General features: G+C 60.1%; 21 protein-coding genes. 14 read left to right on the top strand and 7 right to left on the bottom strand.

Annotation, left to right across the window (positions count from 1 at the left end):
• Nucleotides 1-63: 63 nt before the first annotated feature.
• A complete protein-coding gene (locus J2Y91_RS15320) occupies nt 64-693 on the top strand; it encodes a flavin reductase family protein (protein ID WP_253538710.1) in 630 nt (209 codons plus the stop codon).
• 263 nt (nt 694-956) lie between these two features.
• Complete coding sequence (locus tag J2Y91_RS15315) at nt 957-1,478, top strand: 5' nucleotidase, NT5C type (protein ID WP_133624113.1); 522 nt, start codon at nt 957-959, stop codon at nt 1,476-1,478.
• Between the two features lie 24 nt (nt 1,479-1,502).
• On the opposite strand, the gene hutG is transcribed toward J2Y91_RS15315, so the two are convergent.
• Nucleotides 1,503-2,291 (bottom strand): N-formylglutamate deformylase, encoded by a 789-nt coding sequence (hutG, locus tag J2Y91_RS15310; protein WP_253538708.1) that lies wholly within the window; start codon nt 2,289-2,291, stop codon nt 1,503-1,505.
• Entirely contained in the window at nt 2,288-3,517 is a 1,230-nt protein-coding gene (gene hutI / locus J2Y91_RS15305) for an imidazolonepropionase (protein ID WP_133624115.1), read from the bottom strand. The genes hutG and hutI overlap by 4 nt, the downstream gene beginning before the upstream one ends.
• 81 nt (nt 3,518-3,598) lie before the next feature.
• Here hutI and J2Y91_RS15300 point away from each other — a divergent pair, with 81 nt between their 5' ends.
• Together J2Y91_RS15300 and J2Y91_RS15295 are read left to right on the top strand one after the other, a co-directional pair.
• Nucleotides 3,599-4,954, top strand: a complete 1,356-nt coding sequence (locus tag J2Y91_RS15300; protein WP_133624116.1) for a formimidoylglutamate deiminase — start codon at nt 3,599-3,601, stop codon at nt 4,952-4,954.
• Entirely contained in the window at nt 4,951-5,496 is a 546-nt protein-coding gene (locus tag J2Y91_RS15295) for a HutD/Ves family protein (RefSeq protein ID WP_133624117.1), read from the top strand. The genes J2Y91_RS15300 and J2Y91_RS15295 overlap by 4 nt, the downstream gene beginning before the upstream one ends.
• Nucleotides 5,497-5,499: 3 nt before the next feature.
• Here J2Y91_RS15295 and hutC read toward each other — a convergent pair whose 3' ends face one another.
• A complete protein-coding gene (gene hutC / locus J2Y91_RS15290; protein ID WP_133624118.1) occupies nt 5,500-6,255 on the bottom strand; it encodes a histidine utilization transcriptional repressor HutC in 756 nt (251 codons plus the stop codon).
• 303 nt (nt 6,256-6,558) lie between these two features.
• Here hutC and hutH point away from each other — a divergent pair, with 303 nt between their 5' ends.
• The 3 genes from hutH to J2Y91_RS15275 all read left to right on the top strand — a co-directional run bounded on the left by hutH (nt 6,559) and on the right by J2Y91_RS15275 (nt 11,094).
• The gene (hutH, locus tag J2Y91_RS15285) at nt 6,559-8,103 is read left to right on the top strand and encodes a histidine ammonia-lyase (RefSeq protein ID WP_133624119.1); all 1,545 of its coding nucleotides are present in this window, start codon (nt 6,559-6,561) and stop codon (nt 8,101-8,103) included.
• Nucleotides 8,104-8,129: 26 nt separating this feature from the next.
• On the top strand, nt 8,130-9,815 hold the full coding sequence (hutU, locus tag J2Y91_RS15280; RefSeq protein ID WP_133624120.1) for a urocanate hydratase: 1,686 nt from the start codon (nt 8,130-8,132) through the stop codon (nt 9,813-9,815).
• A 124-nt stretch (nt 9,816-9,939) separates the two neighbouring features.
• The gene (locus J2Y91_RS15275) at nt 9,940-11,094 is read left to right on the top strand and encodes a M20 aminoacylase family protein (RefSeq protein WP_133624121.1); all 1,155 of its coding nucleotides are present in this window, start codon (nt 9,940-9,942) and stop codon (nt 11,092-11,094) included.
• 162 nt (nt 11,095-11,256) lie between these two features.
• On the opposite strand, the gene ybiB is transcribed toward J2Y91_RS15275, so the two are convergent.
• The 4 genes from ybiB to J2Y91_RS15255 all read right to left on the bottom strand — a co-directional run bounded on the left by ybiB (nt 11,257) and on the right by J2Y91_RS15255 (nt 15,596).
• The gene (gene ybiB / locus J2Y91_RS15270; RefSeq protein ID WP_133624122.1) at nt 11,257-12,228 is read right to left on the bottom strand and encodes a DNA-binding protein YbiB; all 972 of its coding nucleotides are present in this window, start codon (nt 12,226-12,228) and stop codon (nt 11,257-11,259) included.
• A gap of 21 nt (nt 12,229-12,249) precedes the next feature.
• Nucleotides 12,250-14,412 (bottom strand): ATP-dependent DNA helicase DinG, encoded by a 2,163-nt coding sequence (dinG, locus tag J2Y91_RS15265; protein WP_133624123.1) that lies wholly within the window; start codon nt 14,410-14,412, stop codon nt 12,250-12,252.
• Between the two features lie 105 nt (nt 14,413-14,517).
• A complete protein-coding gene (locus J2Y91_RS15260; RefSeq protein WP_133624124.1) occupies nt 14,518-15,036 on the bottom strand; it encodes a GNAT family N-acetyltransferase in 519 nt (172 codons plus the stop codon).
• The gene (locus J2Y91_RS15255; protein WP_133624125.1) at nt 15,033-15,596 is read right to left on the bottom strand and encodes a helix-turn-helix domain-containing protein; all 564 of its coding nucleotides are present in this window, start codon (nt 15,594-15,596) and stop codon (nt 15,033-15,035) included. Before J2Y91_RS15255 ends, J2Y91_RS15260 begins: the two co-directional genes overlap by 4 nt.
• A 149-nt stretch (nt 15,597-15,745) precedes the next feature.
• Here J2Y91_RS15255 and J2Y91_RS15250 point away from each other — a divergent pair, with 149 nt between their 5' ends.
• The 7 genes from J2Y91_RS15250 to J2Y91_RS15220 are packed head-to-tail and all read left to right on the top strand — an operon-like array spanning nt 15,746 to nt 21,351.
• Nucleotides 15,746-16,477: a MerR family transcriptional regulator gene (locus J2Y91_RS15250; RefSeq protein WP_133624126.1), complete on the top strand. Its 732-nt coding sequence runs from the start codon at nt 15,746-15,748 to the stop codon at nt 16,475-16,477.
• Nucleotides 16,478-16,488: 11 nt separating this feature from the next.
• Complete coding sequence (locus J2Y91_RS15245) at nt 16,489-16,920, top strand: nuclear transport factor 2 family protein (protein ID WP_048916629.1); 432 nt, start codon at nt 16,489-16,491, stop codon at nt 16,918-16,920.
• On the top strand, nt 16,917-17,633 hold the full coding sequence (locus tag J2Y91_RS15240) for an SDR family NAD(P)-dependent oxidoreductase (RefSeq protein WP_133624127.1): 717 nt from the start codon (nt 16,917-16,919) through the stop codon (nt 17,631-17,633). The genes J2Y91_RS15245 and J2Y91_RS15240 overlap by 4 nt, the downstream gene beginning before the upstream one ends.
• A 3-nt stretch (nt 17,634-17,636) precedes the next feature.
• On the top strand, nt 17,637-18,902 hold the full coding sequence (locus J2Y91_RS15235) for an NAD(P)/FAD-dependent oxidoreductase (protein WP_133624128.1): 1,266 nt from the start codon (nt 17,637-17,639) through the stop codon (nt 18,900-18,902).
• A complete protein-coding gene (locus J2Y91_RS15230; protein ID WP_048916632.1) occupies nt 18,899-19,612 on the top strand; it encodes a DUF1365 domain-containing protein in 714 nt (237 codons plus the stop codon). The genes J2Y91_RS15235 and J2Y91_RS15230 overlap by 4 nt, the downstream gene beginning before the upstream one ends.
• Nucleotides 19,613-19,615: 3 nt before the next feature.
• Nucleotides 19,616-20,845, top strand: a complete 1,230-nt coding sequence (locus tag J2Y91_RS15225; RefSeq protein ID WP_133625100.1) for an SAM-dependent methyltransferase — start codon at nt 19,616-19,618, stop codon at nt 20,843-20,845.
• A complete protein-coding gene (locus tag J2Y91_RS15220) occupies nt 20,842-21,351 on the top strand; it encodes a DUF2878 domain-containing protein (RefSeq protein WP_133624129.1) in 510 nt (169 codons plus the stop codon). Before J2Y91_RS15225 ends, J2Y91_RS15220 begins: the two co-directional genes overlap by 4 nt.
• Nucleotides 21,352-21,362 lie beyond the last annotated feature (11 nt).

Genomic DNA, 21,362 nt, shown 5'->3' with positions numbered 1-21,362 from the left:
GGTAATAATGGTAAACCACTGACGCCATTTTTCCGCGTTACACAATTTTTTCAGGGAGGTTTTATGTCACGTACACGCTATTCCTATCAACCGAAGCTGGGCCACGGCCTGCCGCACGATCCGCTGAAAGCGATTATCGGCCCGCGCCCGATTGGCTGGATCAGTTCGCAAAACGCCAGCGGGCAGCGCAATCTGGCGCCCTACAGCTTCTTTAACTGCTTTAACTACCGCCCGCCGATCGTCGGCTTCGCCAGCAGCGGCTGGAAAGACAGCGTGGCCAATATCCAGGAGACCGGCGAATTTGTCTGGAACCTCGCGACCCGCCCGCTGGCGGTGCCGATGAATGAAAGCTCAGCCTCGCTGCCGCACGGCGAAGATGAGTTCACTTATGCCGGTCTGACGGCTGTCCCTGCCACGCAGGTGAATGTCAGCATGGTGGCGGAAAGCCCGGTCAATTTTGAGTGCCGCCTGTCGCAGTGCATTCAGTTGCAGAGTGCCGACGGTGAACAGATCCCGACCTGGCTGGTGCTGGGCGAAGTGGTGGCGATTCATATTGATGATGAGCTGCTGGTCGACGGTATCTATCAGACGGCGAAGGCCGAACCGATCCTGCGTGCCGGCGGCCCAAGCGCCTATTACGGCATCAGCGAGGCGCTACGCTTTGATTTGGTCAGGCCGGATGCGCGCAAGTAGATATTGACCGCTTTTTTGCGATCGGTGTCGGGCGCTGGCGTTTACCATTACCGAACTCACCCACCCCATTATCCGTGATGTGCTGCACTGGATACGGGTTGAACGGCTGGATATGCTAAGCCTGCGCTTTGAACCGCAGGAAGGGGTGCTGGAACTGGCCTGAATTTCAGCGCATTGAGGATGTAAATGAAGCCCGTCGCCTTTACGCGATGGGCTTTTTTGTTATCATGCGGGGCTTAACAACAAGAAGTCATGGAGTGATTATGCAACGCATTGCTATCGATATGGATGAGGTTATCGCTGACTTTCATCCTAAAATGGTAAAAACATGGAACAGCCATTTCTCTCAGCAGCTGACGCTCGATGAGCTGAATCTGTTCAGGCTGCATCAGGAGGATCCTGACAAGCTGGGTGAGATTTTCGAGCTGGTTGGCGACCCGACATTTTTTGCTGACCTCGACGTTATCGAAGACAGCCAGCGGGTGATTGCCCGGCTGAGCGAGCGGTACGAGATTTTTATTACCACCGCCGCAATGGAGGTCCCGACCTCGTTTAACGCCAAATTTCAGTGGCTGAAGACGCATTTCCCTGATATCAGACCAAGCAATATTGTGTTCTGCGGCAACAAAAGTATTATCAATGCCGATTATATGATCGACGACAATGCGTTTAACTTCGTCAATTTCTGCGGGGAAGGCCTTCTCTATTCTGCGCCACACAACCGTCTGGTTACGGGCTACCGTCGCGTGGAAAACTGGCGAGATATTGAAACCCTGCTGCTGTAGCAGCAGGGCCTGACCGCAGGCGCGTTAGCGGTTGTGATACTGCAACAGCGTCTCAATCAGCTGCTGCAGCAGCGGCTGCAGCTGAGCCGCTTTATCCCCACGCCATTTGAACGGCGGTGCTTCTTCCATGTAGTTACACTGCGCCAGTTCCAGCTGCACCGCGTGCTGGTTCTCCTGCGGTTTGCCATAGGCGCGCGTAATGTATCCCCCCTTGAAGCGCCCGTTCAGCACCCAGCTAAACTGCGATTGTGCGCCACAGCGCGCGGTCAGCTGTTGCGCCAGACGTGGGCTGCAGCTTGCCCCGTCGTTGGTGCCGAGATTCAGGTCAGGCAGCTGCCCCTCGAACAGGCGGGGGATCGCTGAAGCGATCGAGTGGGCATCAAACAGCAGCGCATAGCCGTGCTGCTGCTTGATACGCGCCAGCTCCTGCTGAATTTTGCCATGATACGGCTGCCAGATATGCTGCAGATAGCCCGCCCGCTGCTGCGGAGTTGGCGTCATGCCCGGCTTGAAAGTCGCCGTGCCGTCAAACAGCGTTTCCGGGTACAGACCCGTGGTGGCCGTGGTGTAGAGTGCCTGATTATCCGGCGGACGGTTCAAATCGATCACAAAGCGTGAATAGTTTCCCACCAGCACGCTGACGCCCATCTCACGGGCGAAATCGTACAGTTTTGGAATATGCCAGTCGGTATCCGGCAAACCTTTTGCCGCATCACTCAGCCCGGCTTCCACCTCTGGCGTTAACAGCGTTCCCGCGTGGGGAATACTTAGCAGCAGCGGCAGTTTACCGGCGCTGAATTGAAAAGCGTTCATCGTTGTTCTCCTCGGTCTGCACCTCTAAACACCACCCGGCACGGCAGCTGCCCGCCGAGCCAGTAAACCAGTTCTGCCGGGCGCGTCAGCGGCCAGTGCACGAAGTCCGCCAGCTTACCGACCTCCAGCGAGCCTATCCGCTCGGCCAGCCCCAGCGCGCGCGCGCCGTGCAGCGTGACGCCTGCCAGCGCCTCTTCCGGCGTCATGCCGAATAGCGTACAGCCCATATTGAGCATCAGACGCAGCGACAGCGCGGGCGAAGTGCCCGGATTGGCATCGCTCGCCAGCGCCATCGGCACCTGATAGCGGCGGAACAGTTCAACCGGGGGATGCTGCTTTTCGCGCAGCAGGTAGAAGGCACCCGGCAGCAGCACCGCTACCGTGCCGTGTTGCGCCATCGCCGCCACGTCACGTTCAGTGGCGTATTCAAGATGGTCAGCTGACAGCGCGTTAAACCCTGCAGCCAGCGCACCGCCACCCAGGGAAGAGAGCTGCTCAGCGTGCAGTTTAACCGGCAGGCCAAGCTGTTGTGCAGCGCTGAACACCCGGCTAACCTGCTCAGGTGAAAACGCCAGATGCTCACAGAAAGCATCAACCGCATCCGCCAGCTTCTCTTTAGCAACCTGCGGCAGCAGCTGCTGGCAAATCACCTCGACCCAGGCATCGGGCCGGTCTTTATATTCCGGCGGCACCGCATGCGCCGCTAAACAGGTAGCTTCCACCTGCGCGGGCACTTCTGTAGCCAGCTGACGGATGGCTTTTAGCATGCGCAGCTCACTGTCAATCTCCAGCCCATAACCGGACTTGATCTCGACGGTGGTGACGCCCTCTGCCAGCAGATGCCCCAGGCGCTGACGGGCGCTGGCCACCAGCGTATCCTGCGACGCCGCCCGCGTCGCGCGCACCGTGGAGATAATCCCCCCGCCCTGCGCAGCGATCTCGCTGTAGCTGACGCCGTTCAGTCGCTGCTCAAATTCGTGACTGCGGTCGCCGCCAAAAACCAGGTGGGTATGACAATCCACCAACCCTGGCGTCACGATGCCGCCGCCAAGGTCGGTACGCTGCTGCGCCACAATATGCGCACTTTGTGATAAAGGCCCGATCCAGACGATTTTTTCGCCACTCACGGCGATCGCGCCCTGTTCAATAATGCTATAGCGCCCGTCGCGCATAGTGACGATATCGGCGCCGAACCATAAATGGTCACAGCTGAGTTGCTGGTTCATCCGCTCTCCTGCGTTGTGCGCTTTACTGTTGTTTCATAAGTATGTATATGTATATACAACCTCATTGCACAGGAAGCAACCATGACTCGCTTTTTTGCGCCCCGCGCCCTGCTGGCTGAAGGCTGGCAACATAATGTCCTGATTGAAGTCGATCATCTGGGTAACATCGCCGCTCTCACCGCCAACAGTACGCCACAGGATGCACTGCGTCTTAAGGGTAGCGTGCTTCCGGCGATGGCTAACCTGCATTCTCACGCTTTCCAGCGCGCCATGGCCGGGCTGGCCGAAGTTGCCGGTAATCCGCAGGACAGCTTCTGGACCTGGCGCGAACTGATGTACCACATGGTGCAGCGCCTGACGCCTGCGCAAGTGACAGCGATCGCCAGCCACCTTTATGTCGATATGCTGAAAGGCGGCTATACCCAGGTGGCGGAATTCCACTATCTTCACCATCAGCCCGACGGTCAACCCTACCCTGATGACGCGATGCTGGATGCGCTGATCCTCGCTGCAGAGCGCAGCGGCATCGGCCAGACTATGCTGCCGGTGCTGTACAGCTTTGCCGGATTCGGTAGCCAACCCGCGCAGCCCGGGCAAAAGCGCTTTATTCAGGATGCCGACAGCTACCTGGCGCAGCAGCATCGCCTGCGAGAGAAAATCGCCGCTAAGCCATTGCTGAATCAGGGACTGTGCTTCCACTCACTGCGCGCCGTTAACCAGCAGCAGATGCGCCAGGTGCTGGAAAATAGCCCATCCGACCTGCCGGTGCATATTCATATTGCCGAACAGGAGAAAGAGGTCAACGACTCGCTGGCGTGGAGCGGTGAGCGCCCGGTTAGCTGGTTACTGGACCGCTTTGCCGTGGATGCGCGCTGGTGCCTGATCCACGCCACGCATCTGGATGAATCTGAGATCGCGCGCCTCGCCGCCAGCCAGGCCGTTGCTGGCCTGTGCCCGACCACCGAAGCGAACCTCGGTGACGGCATCTTCCCCGCCACGCAGTATGTGGCGCAGGGTGGCCGCTGGGGAATTGGCTCCGACAGCCATGTCTCGCTGGATGTCGTCGAGGAGCTGCGCTGGCTGGAGTACGCCCAGCGCCTGCGTGACCGCCGCCGCAACCGCATCGTTACCGCGCAGCAACCCTCGGTGGGTGATGTGCTCTATCAGCAGGCGCTGAGCGGCGGTGCGCAGGCCTGCGGGATGAAAATTGGCAGCCTGCAGGTGGGCTATCGTGCCGACTGGCTGGTGCTGGCCGACGACGCCCTGCTCGCCAGCACGCCGGATGCGTCACTGCTGAACCGCTGGCTGTTTGCCGGCAACCGCGCGCAGATTCAGGACGTGTTTGTCGCCGGGCAGCAGCGGATTAACCACGGTATGCATGCGCAGCAGGCTGAGATCGATGCCGACCTGCGCGAAGCCCTGGAGGCACTGCGATGATCCAGCGTTATGACAGTGAGCAGTTACCCGTCAGCCGCTGGCGCAACGGCGGCGGTGAGACGCGGGAAATCATCAGCTATCCACTAGGCGTGGTAGATTTCGACTGGCGCATCAGCATCGCCACCATCGCCAGCGACGGCGATTTTTCCACGTTTCCCGGCATTGATCGCATTATCACTCTGCTGAGCGGCGATGTCGCACTCTACCGCCAGGGCGCGCTTATCCAGCATCTTGCCCTTAATCAGCCGTTCGCTTTTCCGGGTGAAGAGGCTATTGCCGCCCGTCTGGCAGGCGGTTGCAGCACTGACTTCAATATTATGGCGCGCCGCAGCCGCTATCAGCCGGAGGCGGGGATCGCCACCCAGCGCTTTGCCCCGCAGGATGAGGTTAGCGGCGTGGTGTATGTGGTTGCCGGAGAGTGGCAGTGCGCAGATGGGGTGCTGGCCGCAGGCCAGGGCGCCTGGTGGGAGGATGGTGCCGGGATGTTTGTCCCGCTGAGCGAAAACGCGCAGCTGCTGTGGGGAACGTTAATTCCCCGCTAAACTTCAGCCGTGGCCCTTAAAACGCCCCAGCAGCTTATAGCGCGACCCCGGGTAGAGCAGCTTTGCATAGGTCACCACTTTGCTGTCGCTCCAGGTCTGGCGGCGGATCAGCAGACAGGGCTCCTGCGCTTCAATGGCCAAAAGCTGGCACTGCTGGGCATCCGGCAGCACCGCTTCAACGATATGCTCCCCGGCGGTTAAAGGAGCGACGCGCATCAGATAGGTGTAAGGCGTCTGGCTGTGATAATCCTGCTGCAGATAATCAGGCGCCACCAGCGGGTTGACCACGCGCTCTTCCAGCTGCACCGGCAGGTCATTTTCAAAATGGACGATAAGCGACTGGAACAGCGTTTGCCCGGTGCTTAATCCGAGCACCGCCGCCTGCTCTGGATCGGCTTTGCTTTCGCGCAGCGTGAGAATTTTGCAGCTGTGGCGATGACCGCGCTGGGCAATCTCTTCAGCAATATTATGCACTTCCAACATCGCGGTGTAGCCTTTCATCTCCGCGACAAAGGTCCCCACGCCCTGCATACGCATCAGATAACCTTCGCTGGTCAGCTCGCGCAATGCCCGGTTGATGGTCATCCTGCTGACGCCGAGTTCATTGACCAGTTCGCTTTCGGACGGCACGCGCTGGTTGGCTTTCCATACCCCTTCACTAATCTGGCTGATAATCGCCTGCTTGACACGCTGATAGATCGGCGCGGGCTGATCGCTCATGGCGGCGGAGAGTTGTGAAATCGCAGTCTGCACGACCATAGCAAGTTCCTTATAGTGGTAATAACGGGCAGTTTACTGACTTCATTCTTAAATGTATATACATCCTCTTTGCACCGGAAAATGGCAAATTGAACCCGCATGGTGCAGCGCAGCGTCGCGCAGGGCGCCTGCTGCGCGTCAGTCGAGTTTAAAAGTGCGCTCAAAGCAGCCAAATTCATATTTGTGACGCAGGTGGCACAACTCTTGCTGGTTGTATAGACAAGACTATACACATGTGATTCACTCAATGATGTCTTCGACTCATAATCATCGCACACGCACTTGTCTATACAGGAGTATACCATGTCACTGACTACACATCATTGCCTGCTCACACCGGGCAAGGTGGACCTGGCCACCCTAAAAGCGATTTATCGCGGTGGGGTAAAACTGGCGCTGGACGAGCCATCACGCAGCCGTATTCAGCAGGCGAGTGCGACCGTGGATGCTATCGTCAGCTCCGGCAAGGTTACCTACGGCATTAATACCGGCTTCGGCAAGCTGGCGCAAACCACCATTCCCAACGAGCGTCTGGCCGAACTGCAGCGCAACCTGGTCCTGTCGCACAGCGTCGGGCTCGGAGAGTTGCTGCCGGATGATGTCGCGCGTGTGATCATGGCGACGAAAGTGATCAGCCTTTCTCGCGGCCACTCCGGTATTCGTATTGAACTGGTGGACGGCCTGATTAGCCTGTTTAACGCGGGTGTTATGCCGTGCATTCCAGAGAAAGGATCGGTCGGTGCCTCCGGCGATCTCGCCCCGCTGGCGCATCTCTCGCTGATGCTGCTGGGTGAAGGCGAAGTGCGCGTGGCGGGCAAACTGATGCCAGCCACGCAGGGGTTAGCCCTCGCCGGGCTGGAGCCCTTTGTGCTGGGGCCTAAAGAGGGCCTGGCGCTGCTCAATGGTACCCAGGTATCTACTGCGCTGGCACTGCGCGGCCTGTTCGAAGCTGAAAACGCCTTCGCCGCCGGGCTGGTCGCCGGGTCGCTGTCGCTGGAAGCGATTAAAGGTTCGCTTAAACCTTTTGACCATCGCATTCATGAAGCACGCGGCCAGCAGGGGCAGATTGACGTTGCCGCAGCGGTCAGTGCCCTGCTGGAGGGCAGCGATATTCTGCCTTCACATGCCAACTGCGGGCGCGTACAGGATCCCTACTCGATTCGCTGCGTGCCGCAGGTGATGGGTGCCTGCCTCGATAACCTCAATCACGCAGCAAAAGTGCTGCAGATCGAAGCTAACGCCGCATCCGATAACCCGCTGGTGTTCACCGATACGGGTGAAGTGATCTCCGGCGGCAACTTCCATGCAGAGCCTGTAGCCTTTGCCGCCGATATTATCGCGCTGGCGGTGGCCGAAATCGGTGCCATTTCCGAACGTCGCCTCGCGCTGCTGCTGGATACCGGGCTGTCCGGGCTGCCGCCGTTCCTGGTGAACGATGGCGGGGTCAATTCCGGCTTTATGATCGCCCAGGTTACCGCCGCCGCGCTGGCCTCAGAAAACAAATCCCTTGCTCATCCGGGCAGCGTCGACAGCCTGCCAACCTCAGCTAACCAGGAAGATCACGTGTCGATGGCGACCTACGCCGCGCGTCGCCTCGGCGCCATGTGCTTTAACACCGCCGCTGTGGTCGGTATCGAAGCGATGGCCGCCGCGCAGGGTATTGATTTCCATCGCCCGCTGCGCAGTTCACCGCAGCTGGAGCAGGTGTTGGCCAGCATTCGCCAGCGCGTGCCTTACCTCGAAAAAGATCGCCTGATGGCGCCTGATATTGAACAGATGCGCCTGTGGGCCAGCCAGGATACCTGGCCGGAAATGATTGCCGCGCTGCTGCCCGCACGCGCTCGCTAAGCCTTAATCCTTTGGAGGAAACTGTTATGACCGAGTCCGTAAGCAAAGCCGTCGCGCGTACCATTCGTGCCCCGCATGGTAGCACTCTGCACTGCGCCAACTGGCTAATTGAAGCCGCGTACCGCATGATCCAAAACAACCTCGATCCGGACGTGGCCGAGCGCCCGGAAGATCTGGTGGTATACGGCGGTATTGGTAAAGCGGCGCGTAACTGGGAGTGCTTCGAGCAGATCCTGCGTTCACTGCAAGCGCTGCAGCCGGAAGAGACGCTGCTGGTGCAGTCCGGCAAGCCGGTGGGCGTTTTCCGCACACATGCCGATGCGCCACGCGTACTGATCGCCAACTCCAACCTGGTGCCGCACTGGGCGACCTGGGACCACTTCCACGAGCTGGATAAAGCGGGCCTGATGATGTACGGCCAGATGACCGCCGGGTCGTGGATCTACATTGGTGCCCAGGGCATCGTGCAGGGAACGTTTGAAACCTTCGCCGAAGCCGGCCGCCAGCACTTTGACGGCGACTTAAGCGGTAAGTGGATCCTCACCGCCGGGCTGGGCGGCATGGGCGGTGCGCAACCGCTGGCGGGCGTGCTGGCCGGGGCATCAGTGCTGGCAGTGGAGTGCCAGGAGTCGCGTATCGACTTCCGCCTGCGCACCCGCTACCTCGACTACAAGGCTTACAGCATTGAAGAAGCGCTGGATATCATCACTAAAGCCAATAAAGAGAAGCGTGCCATCTCCGTTGGCCTGCTGGGTAACGCCGCCGAAATCCTGCCGGAGCTGGTTAAGCGTGCTAAAGCAGGCGGCATGAAGCCGGATATCGTCACCGATCAAACCTCCGCGCACGATCCGATTAACGGCTATCTGCCTGCGGGCTGGGATCTGGCACGCTGGGAGTCCGAGCGCAAAACGAATCCTAAAGCCGTTGAAAAAGCGGCACGCGCTTCGATGGCGGTCCACGTGCAGGCGATGCTCGACTTCTGCCATATGGGCATTCCCACCGTCGACTACGGCAACAATATTCGTCAGGTCGCGCTGGATGAAGGAGTGAAAAACGCCTTTGATTTCCCGGGCTTCGTTCCTGCCTATATCCGTCCGCTGTTCTGCGAAGGTAAAGGCCCGTTCCGCTGGGTGGCTCTCTCTGGCGATCCGGAGGATATCTATAAGACCGATGCCAAACTAAAAGAGCTGTTCCCGGACCATAAAAACCTGCACCGCTGGCTGGATATGGCGCAGGAGCGCATCGCTTTCCAGGGCCTTCCGGCGCGTATCTGCTGGCTGGGCCTCGGCGAGCGTCATCTGGCGGGCCTGGCCTTTAACGAAATGGTGCGCAACGGCGAGCTGAAGGCGCCCGTCGTCATCGGTCGCGATCACCTTGACTGCGGCTCGGTCGCCTCGCCAAACCGTGAAACCGAAGCGATGAAGGACGGTTCAGATGCCGTTTCTGACTGGCCGCTGCTTAACGCCCTGCTGAATACCGCAGGCGGCGCGACCTGGGTCAGCCTGCACCATGGCGGCGGCGTGGGTATGGGCTTCTCACAGCATGCAGGGGTCGTCATTGTCGCCGACGGTACCAAAGAAGCCGACAAGCGCCTGGGCCGCGTGCTGTGGAATGATCCCGCCACCGGCGTGATGCGCCACGCGGATGCCGGTTATGACATCGCCAAAAACTGCGCTCATCAGCACGAGCTCAATCTGCCGATGGTCAAATAACGCCGCAACGGGCCTGGTCTGCAGGCCCGTTTTTCATCGCATCACTGCCCCTCTTACCCGCGTTTTATGCTAACTTATTTCCTGCCCGCTAAGTGAATAGCGCCCCGCACAGGAGACGTAACCGATGGCCATTCCCCTTTCGCTGATTGAAGAAGCCACAGGCTGGCGCAGGATGCTGCACGCCCAACCTGAACTGGGCTATCAGGAACATCAAACGGCTCAAATGGTGGCGCAACAGCTCACCGCAATGGGGCTACAGGTACATCGTGGACTGGCGGGCACTGGCGTGGTGGGCACGCTGGAAAACGGCCCCGGCCCAACGATAGGCCTGCGGGCGGATATGGATGCATTACCGATCACCGAATTAGGCAGCGCCGCTCACCGCTCGACCCGCCCCGGCGTGATGCATGCCTGCGGCCATGACGGCCACACCGCGATACTGCTGGCCGCTGCCAGGCACCTGAGCAGCACGCGCAACTTTAGTGGCACGCTGCATTTTGTCTTTCAGCCTGCGGAGGAAAACCTCGGCGGCGCACGACGCATGGTGGAAGAGGGGCTGTTTAACCTGTTCCCGATGGATGCTATTTACGGCATGCACAACTGGCCGGGGCTGCCCGCCGGGCACGTTGCGGTTAATGAAGGGGCGATGATGGCGTCGCTCGATTCGTTCGAAATTACCCTGCGCGGTCGCAGCTGCCATGCGGCGATGCCGGAAAACGGCGCGGACCCGATTGTCGCCGCCGCGCAGCTGATCCTGGCGCTGCAAACCATTCCTTCGCGCCGCCTGTCACCGCTGGCATCTGCGGTGGTCAGCATTACGCAGATTAACGGCGGTGAAGCGATTAACGTGATCCCGGAAAATGTGGTGCTGCGCGGCACGCTGCGCTGCCTGCAGGCCGATGTGCGCCAGCGCGTGCGTCAGATGATTGACGAGTTTGTCACCACCTTTACCGCCCCGCTGGGTATTGACGGCAGCATCGACTATCAGACCGATTATCCGGTAACCGCAAACCACGCGCAGGAAGCCGCCAGGGTGCGCGACTGTGCATTAACCTTACTGCCTGCGGAAAAAGTGCAGTGGAATGTGAACCCGTCGATGGCATCAGAGGATTTTGCCTGCATGCTGGAAGCCTGCCCGGGCGCCTATTTCTGGCTGGGTGCGGATGGAGAGACGCCGTCAGCGCCGCTGCACAATGCACGTTACGATTTTAACGATGCGCTGATCGGCCCCGGTATTGCGCTGTGGACCGCGCTGGCGGAGCAGCTGTTGCCGCGCTGATCAACGCAGCGGGCGGACCGGAAAAGAGGGTCCGCCCCTACACAAGACAATGTACAGAACGGCCATATTACTCCCCGTAGGGGACGACCATTTTTTTCGGTCGTCCCGTGCCGAGAGTTGCCCCGGTGATGAAGACCATTTTTCCGGTCGTCCCTTTACGCTTTAATACCCCGCCTGAGCAATCAACTCTAACGCCCCATCGAGGTCCGCGGCGCGCCCGGTGGCAAGGTAGCAGCAGGCGATCTGCAGCCGCAGCGACTGCGGCACCGGGACTTCCTGTGCCAGGCAACGATGGATCCACGCGGCGGTGGTTTCGGCATCCTTTGCCCCCGGCAACGCACCGTCGCTCAGCACCACCTCTTCCTGACGCCCCAGCAGCTGTTCCGGCTGTGCACCGGCAATCAGGCTGATTGACGGGCAGCGCTGCGGGTTAGCGTAAACCTCCCCTTCTGTGCCGTTGAGCAGCAGCCCGCGCCCGCCAATATCGCTGAAGAACTTACCGACGCGCGGGATATATTCCGGGTGCGATACGCTGGCGAGGCGCAGCGCAGCGTCCTCGGCAAACGGCGTCGCCAGCTTGGCCAGCGTATGGGCGCTGTTGCGCACTCCCATACGCCAGCGCAGCGAGAGCTGCTGCTCCATCGCCGGGCACAGCGTACCGATGGTGATAAACGCCAGTTCACCGGCGTCCAGCTTCGCCTGCGCTTCAGCCGCTGAAGCCACCGGCGCGATACCCAGTGCGGCGAACACCGCTTCGCTGGTAACGCGAGTCGGATCGTCGCTAACGCCATGCATCAGCACCGGGAAACCAAGGTGAGAGAGCAGCAGCGCCAGCAGCGGCGTAAGGTTGCCCTGGCGGCGTGCACCGTTGTAGCTGGGGATGACAACAGGCATAGGCAGGTGCGCAGGCGGCGTCAAACGCGGCATCTGCTCCTGCATCGCCTGGTAGAAGCCGAGCATCTCCTCTTCACCTTCGCCTTTGATGCGCAGCGCAATCAGGATCCCGCCCAGCTCCAGCTCGGGCACGTTGCCGGCCAGCATCTGGCGATACAGGTCGCGGGCGGTATCAATATCAATATCGCGCGCGTGATTTTTGCCGCGCCCGACCTCTTTAATAATCTTGTTATATTCCATGCTCACGCCTAATTGTCTCGATTAACGACGCCGCCTGCCTGCGGGTTTTGGCCTCACGGCAGGCGTCACGGCTTTCGGCAGCTCGCCCTCCGGCATGGGCGGCTGCTCTATTGGGAATACCGGTAGCGCACCCAGCAGGCGCGCACCATAGCTTTTGCTGATCAGACGGCGGTCATAAATAATAATCTCGCCGAAGCAGTCATGGCTGCGGATCAGGCGGCCAACCTGCTGGATAAGATTAAACGATGCGCTCGGCAGGCTCTGCACTTCAAACGGATAGCGCTTAAGGCTTTTCAGCCACTCGCCCTCGGTCAAAATAACCGGACTGTCGACCGGGGGGAAAGCAATTTTATGGATATGCACCTGGGATAGCAGTTCACCTTTAAGATCCAGCCCTTCGGCGAACGACTGTAGCCCTACCAGCACGCTGGTTTCGCCCTGCTCCACGCGTTTGCGGTGCAGCGCCACCAGTGCCGGGCGCGGCTTGTCGCCCTGCACCAGCATCATCAGGCGCAGCTCGGGCAGATAGGCGATAAACTGCTGCATCGCCCGATTGCTGGCGAACAGCACCAGAATCCCCTTGTGCTGCGCCTCTTTGATCTGCTGGCGAAAAAAGTGCGCCATTTCGGCCAGATGCATCACTTCATTCGCCAGCATCGGCTCATATTTCATCTGCGGGATGACCAGCTTGCCCTGCGTGACGTGGTTAAACGGCGAGTCGAGGGAGACAAAGCGATCGCCCGCCTTTTCACTCAGGCCGGACATCTCCTGCAGGCGCTGGAAGCTGTTAAGGGATCGCAGCGTGGCGGAGGTCACCACCACGTGAGGGATCTTACGCCAAAGCAGCTTTTCCAGCTGATCGCTGACGCGGATCCCGGCGCAGTGAAACAGCAGGTGAGCATTGCCATCGCGGATCTCCCGCGCCACCCACTTTGACACCGGCGCGCCGGAAGCCTGCTCCATCGCCGCCAGCCGCCACAGCTTGCTGCTGGCTTCAAACCAGCCCAGCGCACGGTTCATCTGGATCAGCGTGCGCTGCAGCCGCACCACGTCAAACTGGCCGCTCTTCTCGCTGAGGTCGTTCATCATCCCTTCCGCCAGCCCGCGCAGCGCATCGCTGAGCTTGAACAGGCGGGCGCAAAGGGTAAGGATCTCCTCAGGCAGCAGGCCCATCTCAAAGCGGTACTCGCCCTCCTGGCCGTCCGGCGGCAGATACAGCCCGAGGATCTGTGACAGCATCTGCAGCTGCTCACGCACCTCTTCACAGTGCGCTTTCAGTTTGTCTGGGTGGCTAAGCGGCGGCGGGCGCTTCGGGCGGAACTGCGCGAGGCACTGCTCCACCAGGCGGCAGAACAGGTCGAGCTGCAGCATGGTCCAGCCCGGGGTGATCTCACCGCTCATTTCGAGCGCATCACGCGCCACGTCGGGCAGATGGTGGCCCTCGTCCAGCACCAGCAGCAGGTTCTTCGGCGGCGGCAGCACCGATTCGGTTTCCAGCGCCGCCATCACCAGCGCGTGGTTCGCCACCACCACGTCGGCGTTCTCAATTTCACGCCGCGCCACGTAAAACGGGCACTCGCGGAACCAGTTGCAGTTACTGCCAAGGCAGTTGGCTTTATCGGTGCTGAGGCGCTGCCACAGCGAATCTTCGATATTTTCCGCGCTGTGGTCGCGCAGGCCGTCCCACTGATAGCGCTTAAGGGATTTTTCCAGTTCGGTGCAGATCGCGCGCTCATCTTTACTGGCGGTCATATCGTCGTCGAGAAACAGCAGCAGATCGCCCTGATTCTCTTCATCCGTCGCCAGCGCCGACAGGTTGCGCGGGCAGACGTAGCGCCCGCGGCCAAAGGCGGCGGTGAACTTCAGTTCGGGGATAATTTTTTTCAGCAGCGGCAGATCCTTGCTGAAAATCTGGTCCTGCAGCGCCACGTTGGCGGTACTGACCACCAGCGGTTTTTCTTCAGCGCGGCTAACGGCAATGCCGGGGATCAGGTAGGAGAGCGTCTTACCCACGCCGGTGGGGGCTTCAATAGCCAGATGACGACCGTCGTCCCCCGACAGCGTTTTAGCCACTTCAGCAATCATCTGCCGCTGGGGGGCACGCGGAATAAAATCGGGGACTTGCTGTTGCAGGGCTTTATACCACCCGGCAATTTGCGTTTTTAACGCGACAGTTAACGCCATGACAACCACTTCCTGCTGAACAAGGCTGTATTTTTACACAGTATTGCCGCGGCGTCAGCCTGCAATGACTATTCTCCCGAGACGGCTCGCAGTTTGCCAGGCGTTTCAGACCCGCTTGTACATCACCGTTGTGGCTTCCCTCTCTCCCGCTACCGACTGCGCATAGTCCGGGATCTGCCCGGCGACCTGCCAGCCGCGGGAGGCATACAGCGGTTCCGCAACGTCGCCACTGCGGGTGTCCAGCACCAGCAGGCTGCGCCCGGCGGCACGCGCACGCTCCTCTGCCTGCTGCATCAGCGCCCGGGCAATACCGCGCCGCCGCGCTTCAGGATGCACCAGCAGCTTGACGATTTCCGCCCGGTGCGCGCCGTTAGGCGGCATCGCCAGCACCACCATCACCGTGGCTACAATCCGCCCCTGCAGGCGCGCCACCAGCAGCTGTTTATCGCCGCACGCCAGGCTCAGCACCACGTCCTGCCAGAATCGGCTGAGCACTGCCGGGTCGCGATTGACAAAGCCGACGCTGGCACCGTGCGCCACGCAGCCGTCCAGCACCCGGTACAGTGCCTCCTGCTCAGAATGAGCCTGCTGTGCGTCTAACCACTGATATTCGAGTTCATTCATGAGCGCGCCACCACCAGGGCATAGTGCGCGCCGCTGGCTTCCGGCGCATGAAAAGAGGTTTGACCAAACAGGTGGAAGCGCAGGCAGTCGCCCTTCTCCAGCCGCCACTGCCGATCGTTCATGCGCAGTTCCAGCACGCCATCCAGCATCCAGATATGCTGCTCCAGTCCCGCCACCGGCGGGATGTCATAGTCGATGCACGCCCCGGCTTCAAGGTGGGCCTCCACCAGCTCCGCGTGAAACGCCTGCGCCGGAGGCGAGACGCTGCGGCGCTGGTAGCCGCTCTCCGCATCGCGCCACAGGCTCTGCTGTTCAGGACGCAAAAGCTGTACCCCGCCCTGTTCCACTTCGCTGAGCAGGCGAGACATGGTTAATCCATAGGCACTGCACAGGCGATTAAGCAGTGCCGCCGTCGGGCTGCTCTCAGCACGCTCGATACGCGATAGCGAAGCGCGGCTTATCCCGGTAAGATCTGACAGCACCTCCAGCGACCAGCCCTTTTCATCACGCAGATCGGCCAGACGCTGAGCAAGCCGCTGTTCCGTTGGAGTCTGTTTCACTTTATCTTCTCATATCAGGGAATTAATCTCACATATGAGATTTAACCGGAAAACCTGACAGTTTCAAGTTGTACAACTATAAATAAATTGTACAACCTGGCGTAATTGGTTACGTTGGTGTCAGGAATGTCGTCAGTAAGAGGTAATGCATGACTCTGTACAGCATCGGTGATGTCGCCGAACGCTGCGGTATTAACCCGGTCACGCTGCGTGCCTGGCAGCGTCGTTATGGCCTGCTCAAGCCACAGCGCACAGAGGGTGGCCACCGCCAGTTCGACGAAGAAGACATAGAGCGCATTGAGGAGATCAAGCGCTGGATAGAGAGCGGCGTGCCGGTCGGCAAAGTTAAGGCCTTGCTGGAAGGCGAAAACGTTAATGTTGATGATGGGTGGTTTACCCTTCAGGAAGAACTGATGGTCGTGCTGCGCATGGTGCGTCCGTCCAAACTACGCGTCAAAATTGCCAGTATTGGCAAGGAAAATCCGGCCGAATCGCTTATCGATCACGTTTTTGTTCCTATCCGTCAACGGCTAGGGCTGGATCAAAATACGGCTCGCGCTATGTGCAGTTTGCTGGATGGTGCTTTAATTGATTATATCTGCTTCTGTTTAGCCGGTTCGCGCAAGAAGGCAGGTAAAGATGCCCTGCTGGTAGGCTGGGGCATTAGCGACCGCACGCGGCTGTGGATGGAAGCATGGCGCCTGGCGCAGCAGGGCTGGCGTATTGACGTGCTGGCGGAACCGCTGGAGTCCCCGCGACCTGAGCTCTTTCCCGGCCAGCATATCTTTGTTTACACAGGTAAAGCATTGACCAAACGCCAGCAGGAGCAGCTGGCTCACTGGCAGGAACAGGGATTCTCCATCACCTCACACGGTAATTGAAGGGGCACGGCATGACGCAACAGGCGACACTGAACCAGCTGGTAGAATTTTATGAAACGCTGGACAGCAGCCGTCTTGCGCAGCTGCCACAGATTTACCATCACGATATTCGCCTGTGCGATCCGGTGGGTGAACATCAGGGGCTGGCGGTGGTGGAACGTTACTTTGCCGAACTGCTAAAAAATATGCGCTACTGCCGCTTTATCGTCACGCTGGTGCGCGAGTTCGACAATGATGCCCTGCTGCTATGGCGTATGGAGTATGCCCATCCGGCGCTACAACGCGGCGCGGAGCAGAGCCTGGAGGGCAGCAGCTATCTGCGCTTTCGCGCGGATAAGATCGTTTTCCAGCGCGACTACTACGATATGGGCGCAATGCTGTATGAGAAACTGCCGCTGCTGGGCTCAGTGGTCAACCGGATCAAAAAGAGGCTACAGCCATGAAACGCGTTCTGATTACCGGTGCCAGTTCGGGCATTGGCCAGCAGCTGGCGCAGGATTATGCCGCCGCTGGCTGGCACGTCACCGCCTGTGGCCGCAACCGCGAACGGCTGGAAGCCCTGCAGGTTCAGCATCCACAAATTGAACTGTGCGAATTCGATATTACCGATCTGGCGCAGACGCGTTCAGCCCTCAGCAACAAGCTGGTTGATCTCGCTATCCTGTGCGCCGGCACCTGTGAATACCTTGATCATGGTCTGGTGGAAGCGGAAAAAGTCCACCGCGTGATGCAGACTAACTTTAGCGGCCCGATTAACTGCCTCGACAGCCTGCTGCCGCAGATGCAGCCCGGCAGCCGTGTGGCGCTGGTGGGTTCCACCGCCAGCCTGGTGCCCCTGCCCCGGGCCGAAGCCTACGGCGCATCGAAAGCTGCGCTGGCCTATTTCGCCCGCAGCCTGGCACAGGACGTCTCGCGCCAGCAGGTCGGCATCAGCCTGGTGCTGCCCGGCTTTGTTGATACCCCGCTGACGCGGCGCAATGATTTCGCCATGCCGATGATTGTCGACGTGGTTCAGGCCTCGCGCTTTATTCGCCACGGTCTGGAGAAGGGCAAAGCGGAAATCGCTTTCCCCCGCCTGTTTGCCTTTATTCTGCGGGTCACATCCCGCCTGCCCATTGCCCTTCAGCGCCTGCTCACGCAGCGAATAGCGAGGTAGCCCGTGCGGGTTGCAATTATCGGTAGTGGTATTTCGGGTCTTAGCTGTGCGTGGAAACTTGCCGCGCGCGCTGAGGTACATCTGTACGAGGCTGGCCCAACGCCTGGCGGTCATACCGCCACGGTAGATGTCGAGCTGGCGGGTAAACGCTGGGCGATTGATACCGGGTTTATTGTCTATAACGACCGCACCTATCCGCGCTTTCTGGCGCTGCTGGCCGAGCTCGGGCTGGAGAGTCAGCCAACGGAGATGAGCTTTTCAGTGCGCAATCAGCGCAGCGGGCTGGAGTATAACGGCCACTCGCTGACCAGCCTGTTTGCCCAGCGCAGCAATCTGCTAAAACCCTCGTTTTACCGCTTCCTCGCTGAGATTGTGCGCTTTAACCGCTGCGGCAAGCAGTGGCTGGAGCACCAGCAGGATCAGGGGACGCTGGATGATTTTCTCCGTCTGCACGGCTTCAGCGCCTTCTTTGCTCAGCACTATATTTTGCCGATGGGCGCGGCTATCTGGTCAACCTCGCTGGCGGAGATGCGCCGCATGCCGCTGGCGCAGTTTCTGCACTTCTTTAACCACCACGGCCTGCTCGATCTGGCGCAGCGCCCGCAGTGGTTCGTCATCCCCGGCGGGTCGCGCGAGTACATCCGCCGCCTGATGCAGCTGATTGGCGAGAAGATCGCTGTCTATCTTAACACGCCGGTGACCCGCGTCCTGCGCGATGAGGCCGGCGTCACGCTGGAAAGCGCACGCGGCAGCGAGCGCTATGACCAGGTGATATTTGCCTGTCACAGCGATCAGGCGCTGCAATTGCTGGGCGATGCCTCCGGGGCCGAAGCGGCGATGCTGGCGGGCATCCCCTATCGCGCCAATGAAGTGGTGCTGCATACCGATATCAGTATGTTACCGAAAGCGCGCGCCGCCTGGGCCAGCTGGAACTACCGGCTGGAAGACACTCAGGCGGGAGACGAGCTGCTGGGCGCCAGCGTCACCTACAACATGAATATCCTGCAGGGGATCAAAGCGCCGCACACTTTCTGCGTCAGCCTGAACCCCACGCAGCCCATCGATCCGGCAAAAGTGCTGCGCCGTTTTGAGTACCATCATCCGCAGTTTGGCCCCGACTGCCTTCACGCCCAGCAGCAGCGCCTGCTGCTCAATGGCAGCAACCGCAGCTGGTTCTGCGGCGCGTGGAGCTATAACGGTTTCCATGAAGACGGTATCCGCAGCGCGCTCGACGTGATCGCGGCGATGGAACAGGGGGAGCTGCTGTGAACAGCGTGCTGTACAGCGGCCACGTGCGCCACCGCCGTTTTACGCCGGTCGACCACCAGTTCAGCTACCGGATCTTTATGCCGTTGATTGACCTCGACGAGCTGCCGCTGCTGAAAAATGTCGGCATTGGCCACAGCCGCCTGCGCGCCGCCAGCTTCAGCAGCGACGACTACCTCGGCGGTGGCGATATCAAGCAGCGGGCACAGGCGCGTATTGCCCAGCTCACCGGCGAGCAGCTTTCCGGGCGGGTAATGCTGCTGACCCAGCTGCGCTACTTCGGCTGCTCGTTTAACCCGGTCAATTTTTACTATCTGTACGATGACGCCGACACCCTGCGCTGGATGCTGGCCGAAGTACGCAACACGCCGTGGAATGAGCGACACACCTATGCAGTGAAACCGGACGGCAGCGAAACCACGGAAAAAGTGTTTCACGTCTCGCCGTTTAATCCGCTGGAGATGATCTACCACTGGCGGCTCTCGCCGCCGGGTAAATCGCTGCTGGTGCATATTGAAAATCACCGCGAAGGCCGTGAGTTTGATGCCACCCTGCATCTGCGCCGCCAGCCGCTTACCCGACAAACCCTGCGCCATTTCCTCTGGCGCTTCCCGATGATGACCGTGAGAACCGCGCTGGCGATTTACTGGCAGGCGTGGAAACTTTGGCGCAAAGGTGCGCCTGTATATGACCACAGCAAGCTGGAGAAATAAGTGATGACTGGCAGCGATATCAGCCTGACCACCCGCAGAAAAACGGGTAAACGTTTTTGTGCTTCGCGCCGGGTGGTCTTCTCCCTGCTGCAGCACATTGAGGATGCCGGGCTGACGCTGCACGATCCCTATCTGGGCAGCCAGTTCTTCGGCGACGAGCAGGCAGCGCTGCAGGCGGAAGTGGTGGTGCATCATTGCCGTGCTTACCGCCGGGTTCTGTTCGGCGGCAGTATCGCGGCGGCGGAATCCTTTATGGACGGCGACTGGGAGACCCCGGACCTGACGGCGGTGATCCTGACGCTGGCGAACAACAGCCGCGTCGTCGATAAGCTGGAGTCCCGCCTCAGCTGGATAAGCGCCCCGCTCAATCAGCTGGTGCATGCCCTGCGCCGCAACAACGTGCGTCAGGCGAAACGCAATATCGCCGCGCACTATGACCTCGGCAACGACTTTTATACCAGCTTCCTTGACGAAGAGATGCTCTACTCCAGCGCACTGTTCCCGCAGCCGGAGATGTCGCTGGAGCAGGCACAGCAGGCCAAAATGAAGCGGCTGTGCGTCAAGCTGGCACTTAGCCCGCACGATCACCTGCTGGAGATTGGCACCGGCTGGGGGGCAATGGCCGAATATGCCGCGCGCGAATACGGCTGCCGCGTCACGACCACCACCATCTCGCAGGAGCAGTATGAATACAGCTGCCAGCGCATCGCCGCCGCCGGGCTAAGCGACCGCGTCACGGTGCTGTGCGAGGATTACCGTAACCTGACCGGGCAGTACGACAAAATCGTCTCGATTGAGATGATCGAAGCGGTCGGCAAAGCCTATATTCCGCTGTTTATCGAACGTTGCCAGCAGCTGCTGAAACCGGGCGGACGCCTGGCGATTCAGGCCATCACCATCAGCGAGGAGCGCTTTGCCAGCTACGCGCGCGGCGTCGATTTTATTCAGCGCTACATCTTCCCCGGCGGCTTCCTGCCTTCGGTCAGCCTGCTGCAGAAGACCCTGAAAGCCGTGAGTGATTTCAGCGTGCTCGACCAGTTTGAGCTTGGCCATGACTACGCGCAGACCCTGCAACACTGGCGGCGGCGCTTTGACAACGCCTGGCCGCAGCTGGCGCAGGGCCGCTTCGACGAGCGCTTCCGCCGCATGTGGCTCTATTACCTGTGCTACTGCGAAGCGGGCTTCCGCTCCAACACCATTGGCACTGTCCAGCTGACGCTGCAGCGCGCATGAGCCGCTGGCGCTTCTGGCTGTTGACCCTGGGCTTTGATCTCTACTGGGGGCTGGCTGTCGCGCTGCGCGAGCGCATCTGGCTGGCATTATCGGCGGTGGCGCTGCTGGCGTGGCTACTCTGCCCGCGCGAGGTAAAAGTCCGGCTACTGCTGGTAGCCGCGGGTGGCGTTGCCCTCGACAGCCTGTGGCTATGGAGCGGGCTGTTCAGCTTTAGCGGCGTTGCGTTTTTCCCGCCCTGGATGCTGGCGCTGTGGCTGGTGTTCGCCTGCTGGTGGTGGCTGCTACAGCAGCGCTTTGCTTTACGTTCCCCGCTATTGGCGCTGGTGGGGGCGCTGGGCGGCCCGTTTGCTTATTTCGTCGGGGAACGGCTGGGCGCGATGCAGCTACATCAGCCTGCGCTCCTGGTGTTTGGCGTGCTGGCGGTGGGTTGGGCGATCTATCTGCCGCTGGTGTCTGCCTGTCTCGGCTCGAGCGAGTGCCAGCCACGGGCCGAGCAGAAAAGATGATCGGCCCCTGC

It is taken from the genome of Erwinia aphidicola (assembly GCF_024169515.1).
Lineage (GTDB): Bacteria > Pseudomonadota > Gammaproteobacteria > Enterobacterales > Enterobacteriaceae > Erwinia > Erwinia aphidicola.
This window is presented reverse-complemented; position numbering and strand designations above follow the sequence as displayed.

Excerpts from the sequence above, each read along its gene's own strand:
- J2Y91_RS15260 (WP_133624124.1), bottom strand. The coding sequence starts at position 15,036 with ATGAATGAACTCGAATATCAGTGGTTAGACGCACAGCAGGCTCATTCT.
- J2Y91_RS15295 (WP_133624117.1), top strand. The coding sequence starts at position 4,951 with ATGATCCAGCGTTATGACAGTGAGCAGTTACCCGTCAGCCGCTGGCGC.
- hutI (WP_133624115.1), bottom strand. The coding sequence starts at position 3,517 with ATGAACCAGCAACTCAGCTGTGACCATTTATGGTTCGGCGCCGATATC.
- J2Y91_RS15220 (WP_133624129.1), top strand. The coding sequence starts at position 20,842 with ATGAGCCGCTGGCGCTTCTGGCTGTTGACCCTGGGCTTTGATCTCTAC.
- J2Y91_RS15320 (WP_253538710.1), top strand. The coding sequence starts at position 64 with ATGTCACGTACACGCTATTCCTATCAACCGAAGCTGGGCCACGGCCTG.
- hutU (WP_133624120.1), top strand. The coding sequence starts at position 8,130 with ATGACCGAGTCCGTAAGCAAAGCCGTCGCGCGTACCATTCGTGCCCCG.
- hutH (WP_133624119.1), top strand. The coding sequence starts at position 6,559 with ATGTCACTGACTACACATCATTGCCTGCTCACACCGGGCAAGGTGGAC.
- dinG (WP_133624123.1), bottom strand. The coding sequence starts at position 14,412 with ATGGCGTTAACTGTCGCGTTAAAAACGCAAATTGCCGGGTGGTATAAA.
- J2Y91_RS15250 (WP_133624126.1), top strand. The coding sequence starts at position 15,746 with ATGACTCTGTACAGCATCGGTGATGTCGCCGAACGCTGCGGTATTAAC.
- J2Y91_RS15315 (WP_133624113.1), top strand. The coding sequence starts at position 957 with ATGCAACGCATTGCTATCGATATGGATGAGGTTATCGCTGACTTTCAT.
- J2Y91_RS15245 (WP_048916629.1), top strand. The coding sequence starts at position 16,489 with ATGACGCAACAGGCGACACTGAACCAGCTGGTAGAATTTTATGAAACG.
- hutC (WP_133624118.1), bottom strand. The coding sequence starts at position 6,255 with ATGGTCGTGCAGACTGCGATTTCACAACTCTCCGCCGCCATGAGCGAT.
- J2Y91_RS15300 (WP_133624116.1), top strand. The coding sequence starts at position 3,599 with ATGACTCGCTTTTTTGCGCCCCGCGCCCTGCTGGCTGAAGGCTGGCAA.
- hutG (WP_253538708.1), bottom strand. The coding sequence starts at position 2,291 with ATGAACGCTTTTCAATTCAGCGCCGGTAAACTGCCGCTGCTGCTAAGT.
- J2Y91_RS15275 (WP_133624121.1), top strand. The coding sequence starts at position 9,940 with ATGGCCATTCCCCTTTCGCTGATTGAAGAAGCCACAGGCTGGCGCAGG.
- ybiB (WP_133624122.1), bottom strand. The coding sequence starts at position 12,228 with ATGGAATATAACAAGATTATTAAAGAGGTCGGGCGCGGCAAAAATCAC.
- J2Y91_RS15225 (WP_133625100.1), top strand. The coding sequence starts at position 19,616 with ATGACTGGCAGCGATATCAGCCTGACCACCCGCAGAAAAACGGGTAAA.
- J2Y91_RS15240 (WP_133624127.1), top strand. The coding sequence starts at position 16,917 with ATGAAACGCGTTCTGATTACCGGTGCCAGTTCGGGCATTGGCCAGCAG.